Source organism: Winogradskyella sp. PG-2 (assembly GCF_000828715.1).
Classification (GTDB): domain Bacteria; phylum Bacteroidota; class Bacteroidia; order Flavobacteriales; family Flavobacteriaceae; genus Winogradskyella.
Window position 1 is genome coordinate 1,981,979 of the sequence record NZ_AP014583.1, and the last position, 16,936, is coordinate 1,998,914.

15 protein-coding genes are annotated in these 16,936 nt (G+C 31.3%); 6 read left to right on the forward strand and 9 right to left on the reverse strand.

The window, feature by feature from the left end:
- Positions 1-457 precede the first annotated feature (457 nt).
- Positions 458-1,222, reverse strand: a complete 765-nt coding sequence (locus WPG_RS08810; RefSeq protein WP_045471425.1) for an SMODS domain-containing nucleotidyltransferase — start codon at positions 1,220-1,222, stop codon at positions 458-460.
- Entirely contained in the window at positions 1,223-2,089 is an 867-nt protein-coding gene (locus tag WPG_RS08815) for an S-4TM family putative pore-forming effector (RefSeq protein WP_045471428.1), read from the reverse strand.
- 145 nt (positions 2,090-2,234) lie between these two features.
- Here WPG_RS08815 and WPG_RS18200 point away from each other — a divergent pair, with 145 nt between their 5' ends.
- Complete coding sequence (locus WPG_RS18200; protein ID WP_171817168.1) at positions 2,235-2,378, forward strand: hypothetical protein; 144 nt, start codon at positions 2,235-2,237, stop codon at positions 2,376-2,378.
- A 219-nt stretch (positions 2,379-2,597) separates the two neighbouring features.
- Here the strand turns inward: WPG_RS18200 and WPG_RS08820 are convergent, their stop codons facing one another.
- From WPG_RS08820 to WPG_RS08850, 6 genes are all read right to left on the reverse strand, one after another.
- Positions 2,598-3,962 carry a mannosyltransferase gene (locus WPG_RS08820; RefSeq protein ID WP_084221554.1) on the reverse strand — a complete coding sequence of 455 codons (1,365 nt, stop codon included), beginning with the start codon at positions 3,960-3,962 and terminating at the stop codon, positions 2,598-2,600.
- A gap of 515 nt (positions 3,963-4,477) precedes the next feature.
- On the reverse strand, positions 4,478-5,911 hold the full coding sequence (locus WPG_RS08825; RefSeq protein ID WP_171817206.1) for a cellulose synthase family protein: 1,434 nt from the start codon (positions 5,909-5,911) through the stop codon (positions 4,478-4,480).
- 56 nt (positions 5,912-5,967) lie between these two features.
- Complete coding sequence (locus tag WPG_RS08830; protein WP_045471431.1) at positions 5,968-6,663, reverse strand: glycosyltransferase family 2 protein; 696 nt, start codon at positions 6,661-6,663, stop codon at positions 5,968-5,970.
- A 424-nt stretch (positions 6,664-7,087) separates the two neighbouring features.
- Positions 7,088-7,567, reverse strand: a complete 480-nt coding sequence (locus WPG_RS17420) for a toxin-antitoxin system YwqK family antitoxin (protein ID WP_052471204.1) — start codon at positions 7,565-7,567, stop codon at positions 7,088-7,090.
- Positions 7,567-9,180 carry a 4Fe-4S binding protein gene (locus WPG_RS08845; protein ID WP_045471437.1) on the reverse strand — a complete coding sequence of 538 codons (1,614 nt, stop codon included), beginning with the start codon at positions 9,178-9,180 and terminating at the stop codon, positions 7,567-7,569. Before WPG_RS08845 ends, WPG_RS17420 begins: the two co-directional genes overlap by 1 nt.
- A gap of 2 nt (positions 9,181-9,182) precedes the next feature.
- Positions 9,183-10,487, reverse strand: a complete 1,305-nt coding sequence (locus tag WPG_RS08850; protein ID WP_045471440.1) for an NAD(P)/FAD-dependent oxidoreductase — start codon at positions 10,485-10,487, stop codon at positions 9,183-9,185.
- 192 nt (positions 10,488-10,679) lie between these two features.
- Here WPG_RS08850 and WPG_RS08855 point away from each other — a divergent pair, with 192 nt between their 5' ends.
- Genes WPG_RS08855 through WPG_RS08875 form a run of 5 tightly spaced genes read left to right on the forward strand, consistent with a single transcriptional unit; the run spans position 10,680 to position 15,365 of the window.
- Positions 10,680-11,393 carry a DUF547 domain-containing protein gene (locus tag WPG_RS08855; RefSeq protein WP_045471443.1) on the forward strand — a complete coding sequence of 238 codons (714 nt, stop codon included), beginning with the start codon at positions 10,680-10,682 and terminating at the stop codon, positions 11,391-11,393.
- A gap of 31 nt (positions 11,394-11,424) precedes the next feature.
- A complete protein-coding gene (locus tag WPG_RS08860; RefSeq protein WP_045475385.1) occupies positions 11,425-12,324 on the forward strand; it encodes a hypothetical protein in 900 nt (299 codons plus the stop codon).
- Between the two features lie 34 nt (positions 12,325-12,358).
- Positions 12,359-13,369, forward strand: a complete 1,011-nt coding sequence (locus tag WPG_RS08865) for a glycoside hydrolase family 113 (protein ID WP_045471446.1) — start codon at positions 12,359-12,361, stop codon at positions 13,367-13,369.
- Entirely contained in the window at positions 13,366-14,106 is a 741-nt protein-coding gene (locus tag WPG_RS08870) for a hypothetical protein (RefSeq protein ID WP_144374446.1), read from the forward strand. The genes WPG_RS08865 and WPG_RS08870 overlap by 4 nt, the downstream gene beginning before the upstream one ends.
- Entirely contained in the window at positions 14,103-15,365 is a 1,263-nt protein-coding gene (locus tag WPG_RS08875; protein WP_045471453.1) for a POTRA domain-containing protein, read from the forward strand. Before WPG_RS08870 ends, WPG_RS08875 begins: the two co-directional genes overlap by 4 nt.
- Here the strand turns inward: WPG_RS08875 and WPG_RS08880 are convergent.
- Positions 15,362-16,894, reverse strand: coding sequence for a carboxypeptidase-like regulatory domain-containing protein (locus WPG_RS08880; RefSeq protein ID WP_045471456.1), 1,533 nt, complete (start codon positions 16,892-16,894; stop codon positions 15,362-15,364). The genes WPG_RS08875 and WPG_RS08880 overlap by 4 nt on opposite strands.
- Between the last annotated feature and the right edge of the window lie 42 nt (positions 16,895-16,936).

The following is a 16,936-nucleotide window of genomic DNA, read 5'->3' on the forward strand; positions in this document are numbered from 1 at the left end:
GTAGAAGCTTCTTCCAATAAAATGGTATAATCATTTATGTCGATTATTTCACGATTCATTCTTTTTTTTATATCAATCAGGTTTAATTATTGCCAACGCCCACTGTGTATGGCGTAGTGAGGCGCGCCTCACGGAAAGCTATTGTTGCGCCTGATTAGCTATACACGCTGTTGTGTGTAGTATCGTTCGGAGTTCTCGTAGACTCGACTAAATATACATAAAATTAGCGAGGTGCGACAAACAGTGGGCGTTGGTATGTAATTAGTAGAAGGGCAGCGTTTGGAAAACGCGATTCTACGTGCCGTAGGCAATTACATACCAACGGTCTCGGCTATGAGTAGTTGCGTGGGTTAGTACTAAACTTTGCAAGTGCACACCAAACTGAAAATCTGCGAGGATTTTCAGAAGTAGGCGAGAACAAGCAATTACTTATAGCCATTGTTGGTAGCCGTTTTTTTTATTCAAATGCTTTTTTTATTTCTATTTCAGCCAATGCATTCCAACCTTGACGTTCATTTTCTTTAGTTTCTGCTACAATTTTTTTAAGTCTATCAACTTTATTCTGTTTGTATTCAGGTAAATTATATGTTGGCAAACCTTCAACTGCTTGAAAAAAATAGTCTTTTAGGTTGTAACATAAAAAGAAAAATTTGCCTACAACATATTCTTCTATTTCATAAGAAGAGTAAACTCGATAGTTTAATACGTTCCAATATTTTAACAATCGAATTAACTTTCTAATTTGATAATTATTATCTCTATTCTTGTCGTTTAATTTGTCTTTAAAAGTAAGTGGATAAGTTCCTATCCAAGTTGTATAAATTGAAGCAGGTGCAGGAATATTAAAAGTTCCCCAAGCAGGCACTAATTCAAATTTTATATGACTGAGTTCAAGTACAATTGTCGGTGATGATTGATATATTTCATTTTTAGAATAGTTTGCTTCTGCAAATCTTTTCAGTCTATTCATTAAAGTTTGAGGTGTCCATTCAGAACCATCTTTAAAACTTACTAAAAAATCTACATCTGAATTTGAGTCTTTACTTCTTCTTAAAATTGTTTTTCTGTCATATGAACCAAAAACAAACTTGCTTTCAATATTGTCGAAATAGTTGCCAAGTTTTGTTGATAGTGTGTTAATTGAAGTGTCTATTGATGTTCTTTCCCAATCAGAAATAGTAATTGAACTTGATAAGTCGGTTAAGTATGATAATACAGACATTTAAAATTTTGCTTTGATTGATTTAATTATGTTATCAGTTCTATTTTCATTTTTCGATTTTGATAGTTTGTAAAACCAATCTGGGACTTTTTCAGGTACTGTTCTTTCTGTGTATATAATATCCTGAATTTGTCTTAGAGTACTATCAGTTGGCATTTCTTGATTTTCAGAGTGATTGTTTAGAATTTCATCTATTTGACTAAGTGTTTCATTTTTTGACTTAATATGATTTTTTAGAGAAAGACTGTTTTGAACACCATAGATTAGAAAAGAAAGTGAAGGCGCAATGAGCAAAAGAATATCATAGAAACCAATGTTTTTAGCAACAAAAAAGCCAATAAAAATTCCGTAATATGCTACTAAAAGAATTATCAAAAAAGTTACATACCTCTTTCTTAGTTTTAATTCCCAAGAAAAGTTAATTCTCTGACAAAGAATTACAGCAATGGATTTAGGTAGTGAAGAATCAACTTCTAAAGAATACCAATTTGATAAATCATTTCCGTCATATTCTTTTGCAAGGTCAATGCAAGTATCAGTATTTACCTTGTTTTTACAAAGTATTTGATTCCAAGGGATTTCAAAGAGTTCTGTGTCAAATTGTTCTTGGATTTTTGCTCCTTGTTCAGTTTTTTTCTTTCGATAATTTTCTGTGACTAAATAAATAATTGTCCATAAAACACCAAAAGCACCTAAGTAATTGACAATATCACTTTTGTACATTCCAATAATTGGTAGAACAATTGCCATAAGAATACTTATCAAGTCAAATACTTGATATGTTTTGCACTGACTATAAGCAACTCTTTGAGCTTTAAGAAACTCAATGAACTTTGGTTCGTTTTGTTTTTGTGTTATTCTGTTCATTTCTCAAATGGCTACCAACTTTACAGTATATGGCAAGTAGCCAACGAGGAATTAAGTAAATAAAGAATAAATTAAATAACAGCAAATAGTATAAAATAAGCCTAACAGCTATTTGCTATATACATTGTTAGGTGTAGTTAAAATTATGTATAAAGTAATAACAGGAACAGCTAAAGAAGTAGAAAACCAACTAAATGACTATAGAAAAGATTGGCTTTTAAATATTGAAGGAATGTCTGCAACAAATGAACAAACAACAGTAATAATTGAAGTAGTGGGTAATAAGTAATTTTTATTACACCTAACACTTATATATGTTGTATTTATTAAAGATATATAATTTTAGTAATAAAACAGTCAATCTATTGTTTATAGTACTTCGACCAAGATTTAAATACGTCATTTTGTATATCAAAAATTAATCATAGGCTACATTTATATATGAAATACCTAATTTTTTAATTTGTTTTTTCTTAATATTAAAAACTAAAAATATATATAGAACTTCTTAAATCTTAATCTCTTTCTTTAATACAACTTCCCAAATAAAAGCAAAGAATACGATACTATATTCTAAACCAATAACCCATAAATTTTCAGATTTATCAGAAGTTCCTATAGCAACATAGGAGAGGTAGCTTAATATCATTACAAGGCTCCAAATCAAAGGAAATCTATAGTTAGTGAATATACAGAGAACAACAAGTGTTGCAATATACCATGGATGGACCGTTGTACTTAAAAATAGATAACATGTAAAAGCTAAAAGTATAGACGCTGTTAATTTAGGAAGAGTAGTATTTTGCTTTAAGAATGAAAGTCCTAAAATGATTAGTAATGAAATCAGTGGAAGTATTTTACCAATAATAGCAATCTCATTATAGCCAGTGATGGTATAACCAATTTCTCTAGCGATATAATATATACTGGCATTAAACTCAAAATTCCCAAACCAAAGCCCAACAGTTTTAGAGTAGTTATTTATAAACTCCATTGAGAAGAATGGAAGAAAAAATAGAATTATGGCTATTCCGATAATTAGATAAAAAACGGTTAGATTTTTTAGTCCATTAAAAGACGTTCTTTTCTTAGCAAACCAATAGAAAAACAGAGGCAAAAACATTAAAGGAATTAGCTTTACAGAAATAGAACACGCTAAAATAAATGCAGCCCATTTCCACTTACCAGAATGTAATAGGTATAAACTCCACACTAAGAAGAAAATCATGATACCTTCAAAATGAAGGTTTCCTGTGAGTTCAATAATAATAAATGGATTAAGTATATACCAAAAGATGCGATTAGAAGGTAATTTTAAACGCTCTAATAGTTTCTTTCCGATATAGAGTGTGCCAATATCAGCTGCAATAATTAGAGTACGCATTACAACTACAGAGCCTAGAATACTTTTCCCAGAAAAGAATGCAGCAATAGTAAAACACAACTGATTTAATGGCGGATAATTTGTAAAATGAGATGCACTAAGAGATCCCATGCCATTATATAATTCTTGGGCCTCACTAATAGGAAACTCACCATTTTGAATAAATGAATCTGGTGTATATAGATATGGATTAAAACCCTCTAAAATCATACGACCATCCCAGACAAAGCGATAAAAATCTTGTGATAAATTAGGAATAGCAAACAGAAATAATAACCTAAAAAGAATAGCCGAAATGACTAAAAGTCTAAAATAAAAACCTGTCGTCTTTATAATTTTAAAAGCAAATACAAACAAAGTAATATAAAGCAATAATAGCTTAGTAATGTCAGTTCTTACTACATCATAAGCAAAGGATAAATAGAAAATACTACTCAATAAGATAAAGAGTAATGGTATTTTATGATATTTAGAGACGTTGTTTAACACTGGTGTAAAACCAAAGATATAATTATTTAAAACGGAGGTATAGTCGTTTCAAAAAAAGATTAATAACTTTAGAGAACAGAAATTTTAGAAATGAGTCATTCTGTATACTTCAACTTTATTATAAAAAGCGACAAGTTCAGTGTTTATAAAGCAGTTTCTGAACCTGAGCACCTATAGAAATGGTGGCCTTTAAAATGTTCGGGAATTCCTCAAATAGGACAGGTATATAATTTTAATTTCACCGATGAGTATGACTGGTATGCTGAAGTTAAAAGCTGCAAACAATGGGATCATATTCATTTTAAAATGACAAAATCTGATGATGATTAGAACCCGACAACTTTTGGATTTAAACTTAAGGAAAAAGAAAAAGGAATTTGTCTTAACTTCTTTCATGAAGATTGGCCAGAATGTAATTCTGAATTTAAGCATTCCTCCTTTTGCTGGGCTATGCTATTAAATGCTTTAAAAGATTATTTAGAAAAAAGAACTATTATTCCGTTTGAAGATAGAGCTTAAACTTTAGAGCTTAGTGATTTAAAAAACACATAACCAAAGCCAATAAAAAGCATGAGGTGAAAAGGAAATAATCCAAAATCTCCACCTTGGTCACCAACGATAAAAGCAAGGTACATTCCAAATCCAAAATAGAGCATTAAAATACCTTCTATAATAACATTTGAAGATAAGTTTTTGCGTAGGTATTTATTGTTTTTCCAGTTGTCTTTGTACTTGCTTAAATTAAATTTAGGTGTTCTTACAAAGTCACTACGCTTACCAGCATGACCTTCTAAAACAGCAATTGAGTTGTGCAGAGAAAAGCCCATTGCTATTGAGAAGAACGTAAAGAACATACCAATGTACCCAAAAAACTTTTTAAAGCCACTACCATAAATACTTCGGTACATAAACCAGTAGCACACAAAAAATATTATTGTACTCATTATAAAGAAACTCATGATGTAAAAATAATCACGTAAATGAGCATATTCGTTCTTTATATATAACATCGGAATACTCAATATAGCTACAACAAAGATGCTTAGAAACATGGTGCTATTTAATAAATGTAATAGACCATGAATTTTAGTTTTTGTTGAGATATTTTTAGATGTTATAACGCGCTTTAGCATTTTTCTAAAGTTTTCAGCACCACCTTTATTCCAACGGAATTGTTGTGAACGTGCTGCACTAATAACAATAGGCAATTCTGCAGGAGTCTCAACATCTTCAAGATATTTAAATTCCCAATTTTTTAGTTGTGCTCGATAACTTAAATCTAAGTCTTCAGTTAGTGTGTCTCCTTCCCAATTTCCTGCATCAAGAATGCATTCTTTTCTCCAAATACCAGCAGTACCATTGAAATTAATAAAGTGACCCTTAGAATTTCTGCCTACTTGTTCTAAAGTAAAATGAGCATCTAAAGCAAATGCTTGAATTCTGGTAAGTAATGAGTAGTTTCTATTAATATGTCCCCAACGTGTTTGTACAACACCAATTTTTTCATTTTTAAAGTAAGGAATTGTACGTTTTAGCCAATTAGGTTGTGGTAAAAAGTCAGCATCAAAGATGGCAATAAATTCACCTTTTGCAATTTCCAAACCTTCTTTAAGTGCACCAGCTTTAAAACCAGTACGATCTACTCTTGTAATATGTTTAATATCTAAACCTGTTGCGGCTAATTCATCAACATGTGCCTTAGTGCTATGGATTGTTTCATCTGTAGAGTCATCTAAAACCTGAATTTCTAACTTGTTTTTAGGATAATCGATTAAGGCTATATTATCTAATAAACGTTCCATAACATACATCTCATTAAACACAGGAAGCTGAATGGTAACGTATGGTATCTCTTTTGGATTTGACAAGTCAAATTTCTCGCACTCGTCTCTTTTTTTCTTTGAAGAAAGATAATTGTATAAGAGATTTAATTGCGCCAATGCATACATAAAGATAAGCACAATGGCTATGGTGTAAACGACGATAATGAAGTAATGCAAGTAAATCACTTAAAACTATATTTAAATATCCATGCGAGGATTTTAACGCCTGCAAAGATAGCACCTTTTATCGTACCTGAAACTTTTGAGACACCTATTCTGTTTCTATAATTAACAGGGATTTCTCTATAGCTTAATTTTTGTTTTAAAGCTTTGAGTTGCATCTCAACTGTCCAACCATAGGTTTTATCCTCCATTTTTAAGTCTAAAAGTTTATCATATTTTATAGCTCTAAAAGGTCCTAAATCCGTAAATGTTGAACGAAAAAACAGTTTCATTAGCGCAGTTGCTAGCCAATTCCCAAAAATTTGAGGCCCAGTCATAGAGCCTTCTTCTCGCAATTCTTTCACTCTAGCACCAACAACAAAATCTACATTTTCCTCAATAATGGGTTGAACGATTTTGGTTAACTCTTCAGGATAGTCACTATAGTCTCCATCTAAAAACACAACGATATCTGGTCTCTCTGTATAATCAAAACTAGCAACGTAGTCCATGCCTTTTAGACAAGCGTAACCATAACCTTTTTTATGCTCTACTAAAACACTAGCTCCAGCTTTTTTAGCATGTTCTTCAGTATTATCAGTTGAATTGTTACTTACTACAATAACTTCTTGAACGTTTTTTGGAATATCTTTTATAACAAGAGGAATGGATTCTTCTTCATTATATGCAGGAATGATAACTACGATTTTAGTCATTAACTTTTTAGGTCTGAGAGTTTGTTTTCCTTCTTAAATGATTTTAAATCTGTCCATTCTTTAATCTGTTCGCCTTTAGAGTATTTTACTGCTGAGGTTAACTTTTCATTTTTATACATTAAGCAATACCCATTTTTTTGATTATTGCTTAATTGGCATTTATGATTAACTTTTTCATTTTCATCGTAGAACAACCACCAGTTTTGTTTTTTGCCATTTAAAAAATGGCCTTCTGAAGTCTTTTGTCTGTTTGCGCTGTAAAATTGCCAATAATTTGTGGGTTTTCCTAAATTGTATTCACCAGCTTTTTCTAATTGACCATTATTATAATAGAATCTCCAATATCCCTTTTCTTTGTCATTTAGGTATATACCTTGTTCTTTAAGCTTTAGATTGACGTAGTATGTTTTCCAATGCCCTTGTTTTAAGCTGTTTTTAAAAACAGCTTCTTTTTCAAGTTGGTTAGAACTGTCATATATTTTCCAGTAACCTGTTCTTTTCCTTTGTTGAGGATGCCTTGTGAATGTAGTATACCATTATCATGATAGAATTTCCAATAGCCAGTTTCTAAACCATTTTTAAAACGGCCTTGTTTTTTCAGTGTTTTATTTATGTAATAAAACTTCCAAAACCCAATAGGATTTTGGTCATCAAGTTGGCCTACTCCTTTGAGAATTCCTTTATTATAATAGGCTCTCCAATAACCAACTTCTTTATTATTTTTAAAATGGCCTTGTTTTTTTAGATTCCCATTATTGTGGTAGAACTTCCAATAGGCCGTTTTTAAATTGTTTTCTGACCAACTTTCAGCTTTTAAATTACCATTGGCATGATAAGTTTTTTGATAGATTTTTTGTCCAAAAGCGAACGATGAGAAAATTAAGAAAACAATAATTAATCGCATTATTTCTGATTTACAAGTTCCATTAGGTCAACATCGTTACCTAACAAAACCTCAGTCGGATTAATTCGTCCTTTCATACTATCATTTTCTAATTTTAACACTCCTCTTGGACAAACCGCCGAACAAATACCACAGCCAACACAACTAGAACGTACAATATTTTCACCTTTTTGAGCATAATGTCTTACATCAATACCCATTTCGCAACTGTTAGAGCAGTTACCACAAGAAATACATTGGCCTCCATTGGTAGTAATTCTAAATTTAGAGAATAAACGTTGTTGAAAACCTAGAATAGCTGCCATAGGACAACCAAATCGACACCAAGAGCGACTGCCTAACATTGGGTAGAAACCTGTACCAATAACACCTGAAAATATAGAACCAATATAGAAACCATAAACAGTTTTTAGAGTACTAGATTTTATGAAAAAGATGTCTCCATTAGTACCTGTAAAATACATTACAAATAAGGATAAGATAACTACAGCATATCCTATAGCTCCATACCGAGCATGTTTGCCCAATTCATTTCTTTTAAAGAACATGACTCCAGCAAATATTACAGTTAAAAATATACCAACACTTATAAGAAATGTTTCGTTACTTAACCAATAATCACCTTTTACATATACACCATTTTGCCAACTGCCTTGTAAGAAAGTACTAACTACGGCAACAGTCATTATTACAGAAAAAACCAAAACCGTATGAATTAACCAACGTTCTAATTTCCATGCAGACATTTTTTTAGTGGATAGATGTCTAAAAGAGTCTCCAGCGGTTTCTGCTAGTCCACCACAACCACAAACCCAAGAACAATACCATCGCTTCCCATATTTGTAGGTTAAAATAGGAGTGATTACTAATGTTGAAATAACTCCAAAAAGTATTAAAATGATTCCTATATTTCCTGTTTTAAGAAATTCTTTTAAGTGATAATCTTGAAAAAGATAGTAATTAAGAGGCCAAACACTTTTTAAATCATAATAAGGTATGCCGTTATTCATAACGTACATAAATTCTGGTATTAAATAAGCAAAACCTAATTGAAAAAACATCACAGAAACTGTACGTATTTGTTGGTAACGATTATGTCTGTATTTAAGAATGAATTTATAACCGAAAGCTAAGATCGCAACCGTATAAAGTGTACCATAGACGAACCATTGACTGGCATTTCGTCCACTTAAAAGATTACTTAAAGGATCAAAAAGTGCAATTAACCCAGTATTAGTTCCATTTGCTCCTTGTCCTAGCCCTAATAGTTCTTCGTAAAAATAGAGTACGATATAAAATCCCGTGAGGATTAAGCCAAGAATCCAACCCCAAACTCCTCGAGAAGAGATAGATTTAAACCACTGACCATCGTTTTTAATACCTTCTAATTTGTTTAAGTATGCTTCCCTAGAATAGACTATAGTCCCAATGACTATTAAACCAAGAGATAGTGATAAGAACAGTCCTTTATTTGGGAAATTTGTATTGAAAAGCGCCAATGTTAATATAAATAGACCAACAACTCCAATTACTAAAGCTACTTTCTGTTTTGTTGTAATATCTAAAGCATCTGGTTTTGCTAAAGACATACTATGATTTAATTTATTACTCATTTTTATACGGTTTGTAGTTGTTTATTGTAAGCGGTGAGAATGTCTTTTTCGAATTTTGAATAAAATTCAGGGTCAAAATTAGCTTCAGATAAATGATTCATTACGTAATCTATATCTCGTTTCTCAGTTAGCCATGTATCAAAAGTTTCATGACGCATTCTAATTCCGAAGGTATTAATGCCTAAGAATTCATTTGTGTCTTTATGATATGCTACTGTGATACATTTAGTATCATCTCTGTGTTTCCAATGAAAATGTTGCTCATGCTCTGGTCTGCCTTTAGCTCCAAACACCCAACCATAGGTTTGGTATTCTATATCCATAAATTTGGCAGAGTTAAACCAATGACCTGGTTTATATTCAATGCGATTACCACAAATGGTTTGCGCTAAAGTTTCTCCCATCATTCGGCCAGTGTACCATACTGCTTCAATTGGTCTTCGGTTACCAATAGCTTGGTGTTGTTCTGCACAATCACCTATGGCATATATATCTGGGATATTAGTTTCTAAAAAACGATTTACTTTAACTCCACGACCTGTTTCAATATCTGAATCTTTTAAGAAATCTATATTTGGTGAAACACCTGCCGTCAATCCAACAACATTACAAGGTAATTCTTCACCAGTTTCTTCGATAATTACAGATTTTACTTTACCATTTTCGTCAGACTTAATTTCTTTTAAATTAGTAGATAAGCGTAAATCGATATGATGGTTTTTTATGTGTCTATTAATCATTTCACTTTCTCCATCTGGTAAAACTCCATTCCAGAAACTAGACTCTCTAACTAAGAACGTCACAGGAATACTTCTAGAATTCAACATTTCAGCCAATTCTATTCCGATTAATCCTCCACCAACTATGACAGCACGTTTACACGCGTCTTTATTTGGTGCATGCTTTTCAAGATTTTCTAAATCTTGTTTGTGATACATACCCATAACTCCATCTAGATCTTGTCCTGGCCAACCAAATTTATTGGGTTTACTTCCTGTGGCAATGACTAGTTTGTCATATAACATAGTCTCACCATTTGAAAAATGAAGTGTCTTCGATTTAATTTCAACAGTTTTTACATACCCTTTTTTAAGTTCTATTCTGTTCTTTTTCCAGAACCAATCTTCGTAAGGTTGTGTATGTTCAAACTTCATGTGTCCCATATATACATACATTAAAGCAGTACGAGAAAAAAAATATTCTGTTTCGGCTGAAACTATAGTGATTTTTTTGTTGGAAAGTTTTCGAATATGTCTAGCTAGTGTAACGCCAGAAATTCCATTTCCTATGATAACGATGTGTTCCATTTAGGTTGTTGTTAGTTAGGTGGTCTGTCGAACTTAAAGGTAAGAACTTAATCGAAGTATTCAATTTAGAAAGGATTTAAATTAATCAAAGCTTGTAAGGTTTTGCGGTTAAGTAAGACTCTAAAATTCTTCTATAATTCTGTAAGTCCATGATTTTATGTTAGACAGAAGAGCCGTTAATCAAAATTTAAAATGATGAAATTATATACGATTTTAATAGCATTACTTTTTACCTTCAGTGTGAGCGCTCAAGATTTAGATACATTCTTTTCTAAGACAAATACGTTTTTAGGTGAATATGTAAAGAATGGAAAAGTTGCTTATTCTAAAATTAATGAAGACCAATCAACTTTAAATGAGCTCTTAAAAATAGCTGATGGCATTTCAGTTGAAACTTCGGATGCTAAGAACTACCAGGCGTTTTGGATTAATGTATATAATATTTCAGTAATAAAAGGAATTATAGATAACTATCCTACAAAGTCTCCATTAGATAATAGTGGTTTTTTTGATAAGACCACTTATAATTTGGGAGGTAAGAAAATCACGCTTAATGATATTGAGCACAAATTATTGAGAGCAAAATTTAAAGATGCACGATTTCATTTTGTGTTGGTTTGTGGGGCTATAGGTTGCCCTCCTTTAATTAGTAACGCTTATTTACCAGGAACATTAGAAACGCAATTAGAAACACAGACTAAGTTAGCTTTAAATGGAAGTTTTTTAAAGGTAAATACTAAGAAGAAAAGAGTACAAGCTTCAGAAATAATGAAGTGGTATAAGGAAGATTTTACTATGAACGGTATGTCTGAAATTGATTTTATAAATATATATAGAACAGAAAAAATATCAGAAAAATTTAAGCTCAGTTATTTCTCATATAACTGGAGTGTTAACAAACAATAAAAACAGAACAAACAACCAAATAAAAAAAGTGATGAAAAAAATAAGTATACTATTTATAGCTGTGATGATATCCTTTATAGGGTTTTCTCAAGAAGATGAAGATTCTCAAAAAAGTGTCATACAAGAATATACACCTTCTAAGTTATTAGATAAAGGACAATGGGATATTAAGTGGTTTAATAACTTATACACACAAACTGAAAGTACATTTAGTGATGGTAAAGAGCCAAGACAGACATTCTTTACATCTACCATAGATATTTTTACAGGAGTTTCTGAAAGCAGTAGTTTCAATGTTGGATTACTTTTAGAGTTTAGATCTAATGTAATAAACAACAGAAAAGCATTAGATGTGTTTTCTTTTGATGGTGAAGCAGGTACAGCACGTTCTGGTTTTACATCTTTTGCACCAGCAGTAAAATTTAACCCTTTTAAGAATGTATCTAATTTTACAATACAAACGGCTTTGCATATTCCATTAGTAGATCAAGAAACAGATGATGGTGTCTTTTTAGATCAAAAAGGGTTTGTTTTTCAGAATCGTTTCTTTTATGATTATACATTTCCTAGTGGAGACTGGCAGTTATTTACTGAGCTAAATACAGAATACAATTTTGGTAAAAAAGCAAGACAAGACAGTAATTTTGATACTATAGAAGGAAGTTTTGCTAATAATAGTTTAAACTTAACTCCAGGAGTATTTTTGAGTTATTTCCCAAGTGATAAATCTACAATATTAATTTTGGCTCAGCATTCTCAACGTATAGATACAGGCAATAATTTTGCACAAGATTTTACGGCTTTAGGAGGTGGTTTTAAATATCAATTAACTAAAGTTTTAAATATAGAAACGCTTTACACAAACTTTGTTAGAGGAAATAATACAGGATTAGGACAAACTTTTAATATAGGATTAAGAGCATTGTTTTAAGATTTACATAAATTAGGCACTTATTACTATTCATATGAGAATTTTTAAGTGCTTAATTATTGGTGTTTTACTTATTGCGTTATCAGCGTGTAACGGCCAGGTAGAAAAAATAAATGGTGTTAGTTTTGTCGCATCAGGTGGTTCAATAGATCAAACAAACGTTCAGCCTGTTGTAAATGTCAATGCTAATTATGCGGCCATAATGCCATTTGGGTTTATGAGAAGCTTAGATCATACTGAGATTATCCATAATACGGAGCGGCAGTGGTTCGGTGAAACGAGAGCAGGTGCAAAACAGTATATAGATGAGCTTCGTAAGAAGCAAATTAAGATAATGGTAAAGCCCCAAATTTGGGTTAGAAGAGGAGAGTTCACAGGACTCATTGAAATGACAGATGAAACTAATTGGAAACTTTTAGAGAAATCGTACTCCAGTTTTATTATAGAGTACGCTGAGCTGGCAGAGGAAGTGAATGCTGAAATTTTATGCATTGGTACAGAACTTGAAAATTTTGTAAAAAACCGACCAGAATATTGGAACACTTTAATTACTGAAATTAAAACTATTTATAAAGGTAAACTGACTTATGCGGCTAATTGGGATGAATATAAACGCACACCATTTTGGGATCAATTAGATTACATTGGTGTAGATGCTTATTTTCCAGTAAGTGATAAACAAACACCAACATTTGAAGATTGTATGAAAGGTTGGGAAACTCATAAACCAGTGATAAAAGATATGTCTGTAAAATATGAGAAGCCAATTTTATTTACAGAGTATGGTTATAGAAGTGTAGATTATTCGGGTAAAAAACCTTGGGTTTCTGATCGAAGTATGAATAAAGTAAATCTAGATGCTCAAGTCAATACAACTAAAGCGTTGTATGAAACTTTTTGGAAGGAAGATTGGTTTGCAGGTGGTTTTATCTGGAAATGGTTTAACAATTATGAAAAAAGTGGAGGTGTAGATAATCCAATGTTTACTCCACAGAATAAACCCGTGGAAGCGGTTATTAAAAGCTATTACAAAAGTAAAAAGTGAAATATTTAAAATACATATTAGTTCTGTTGGTTTTAACATCTTGTTCTAGTGAAGATTCTAATAGTTTAATAAATGATCCTAACTTATTATCTACGTATTTAGAAGATAAAACAATTGAAACAGGAGCTGTTATAGCTTGTTCTGCAAATAGTAGTACTAATTCAGAAGTTGTTGAAACCTACTTTTATCCCGAAGGCAATGCCTCAAATTTTAAATTATACACAACTAGTTCTAGCGATGTAGACCCGAATACATTTTCAAATTACAGATTAGTGACAATTAGTGATGTTCCCTTTTTTAATGGGTATTTGAGAAAATTTGAAAGATTATCAACCACTGAAGAATGGTTAATAGTCACTTATGAATTGGATGGGGAAATTAAGTTGTCTAATCCAATTAGAACAAAGAACTTAACACAGCCCTCAGTGTTTTCAAATGCAATAGTTATTAATCAAGAAGAAGCACTTATGCCAGTTTTTAACTGGGAGGCTAATTCAGGAATGAATAACGCTATCTTTTTTCAGGTTCTATCAACTATTGATGACGAATTGATTTCAGGGACTTACACTTATGAAACTCATTTTCAATATTACAAGACATCTAATGTAGTTTTGAATATAACAGATGGAATACCACCAGATCTTACCCTTGGACAAGATTATAAATTCACCATCATGGATGTCAGTGAAGATAATTGGGTAAACGAAGTATTTATATCACAATTTACAATAGAATGAAACGCATTATAATTCTATTTCTACTAAGTATTTGTTATTCTGGTTATTCGCAGAATAAAGTGGCTGATATAAAAGTGCAAGGCAATAAGAAACTGAAAAGTTCTTTTGTAAAGAAAATATCTAATATTAAGCCCGGAGTTGTGTTAGATTCTACTGTAATAGAAGAAGATATTAGGCTGCTTAAGCGTTTACCTTCAATAGCGCATGCCTATTATCAAGTATTTCCTGCTGAAGAACCTAATGAGTATAATGTCTTTTATAATATAGAGGAGAACTTTACCATTATACCATCTGCGAATGTTTATACCACCAATGATGATGAGTTTGCATATCGTTTAGGTTTATATGAATTCAACTTGTTTGGTCAGAATATCACATTTGGTGGTTTTTACCAAAAGGATATTTATGATTCTTATGCTATAAATTTAAGGGCTCCATATCTATTTTCTAGAAATTTAGGATTGGCAATTAACTTTCAAAACTTAACAACGCAAGAACCTGTATTTTTTGATAATACAACGGCAAACTATCGTTATAATAATGAATCATTTGAAGTTTTAGGGCTCTATCAAATTAATTTCACAAACCGAATAGAAGCAGGTCTTAATTTTTTCACCGAAGATTATAAATATAAATCAGGAGCAACAAATCCAAATGTACCACAAGATTTAGAGGTAAAAAAAATGCTCTATAAGGTTATTTATGAGTATAATAATCTTAATTACGATTACCAATATGTTGAAGGTTTTAGGAGTATTTTTAATTTCCAATATGTACATGCACGAGAAGATGGTCAGCTACCAGATTTTTTAATTGGTTGGAATGATTTTCAATATTTTAAACGCTTTGGGAAACGAGGTAATTGGGCCAATCGATTACGTTTGGGCCTTGCTACAAATAATGATACGCCATTCGCACCATTTGCAGTAGATAATAATCTAAATATAAGAGGTGTTGGTAATCTTATAGACAGAGGTACTGCTGCTATTGTTTTAAATACAGAATATCGATATACATTATATGAAAAAGGTTGGTTTTCTCTTCAAGGAAATGCCTTTGTAGATGCAGGTAGCTGGAGAAATCCAGGCGGAGATTTAGGTGATTTTGCAGATTCTCAAAACCTTAGAGTTTATCCAGGCTTAGGACTACGATTTATTCATAAAAAAATCTTCAATGCTATTTTTAGAATTGATTATGGTGTTGGGATTACACCAGATTCAACTCAAGGATTAGTTTTTGGTATTGGCCAATATTTTTAATCACTTATTTCAATTGTTTTAAAATCTTTAATGGCTTGGTTAGGTTCAATAATATTATAGCCTTTCCAAAAGTTTGGATCGTATTGTTTAAGATATGTTGGAGTCACAAGGGCCGTCTCTTTAAAGGTTTTAAAATCCAATTCTGATATGGTTTCGGATTCAAAAATAACGAGCTCTGTTTTTTCAATAGTTCTAATAATAAAATGAATATCCCCTTTTAGTTCATTTTGTTTTCTACGACCACTAACATTTTTGTTTTTTTCAATAACCTTAAAAGGTCGTTTTATACCTACTTTTTGCCCAAAAGTTTCATCTATGTATTTGAGCCTGTATTTTTCATTATCGTTTCTCTCGAAAATAATAGTGCCTTCTTTTAAATATTTTTTCATAGAAATGCCTAGTAAAGCAAAACGACTTAGAGGTTTTATGTTTTTATAATCTACCCTTACTATGGCAAAATCATCTGTATTAACATACATAGTGCCTGCGAAATCTTCACTACGTTTAGGCTGAAATGTTATAACATATACAAACATATCGTTGATATAAGCATAATTTGATATTTCAAATTCATAACGTCGAGATTTATGTATAAAATTGAGATCGTTTTCTCTATCAATAAAGTTGTTGTTTTCAAAGTTGTGAATCATCATTTTTCGCCAGCGAAGAAAGCCGAGTTTTCTAATAGAATCTTTTTTCTTTTGTTCAGCAATTATGGCTTCAGTGACTTGGTTGTCCTTTTCATTTTTATCTCCAAATAAAGATGAATCCATTTCCTCTTTAACACTAAACCAACCTGACTTTATTTTAAAGTAAGAATCACGTTTTACATATTTTTTAAAAATGTCATTAAAACGTTTTTCGTAATTATCTAAATTAATTTCTGCAGATTTATCATTTAAGCGACAGGCTTTAAGAATCTCCATTTTCTGATATTGTTTTGGTTCAATCTTTCCATATAATTCACCAAGTATTTCTGTATAGTTGCTATTGCTTTTTGGAACAATATCTAATAAACTATCTATAAGCTGTTGATTAATTTCTGGTATAGAAGATTTTTTTAGATTTACATCATACTTATCCATTTCGGTATAAGAAGATTCTCTAAAAAAGAGTTTACGCTTGGAGTAGTCTAATTCATAATTAGTGGCTAAACCTTCTTTAATTTTATCTAAGATTTCATCAATAGTATATTCTTTATTGGTAACTAAAACTTCATCTAAACTAAAAGTCTTTGGTTTTAAATAAATAGTTTCATTTTTAAAACCGAGTAATGCGATTTGCTTTTGTTCATAGCCTAAGCAGTTGATAATTAATGAGTCATTCTTTTTAATTGTACGTTTTATAGTCATATTAAACTCACCATTTTCATTACTAATAACTCCAGATTTTGAATTGAACTGAATTGAAGCAAAAACGATAGGTTTTTTTGTAATAGAATCTAAAAGTTTAGAAGAAAACGTTTCTTGCCCATAAGCGAATACTGTTGCAAAAAAAGTGATTGTAATGATAATGTGGTTGACCTTCATTTTGATTGATTTTGATGGCAAAGTATTAGTTTGACCTAATTT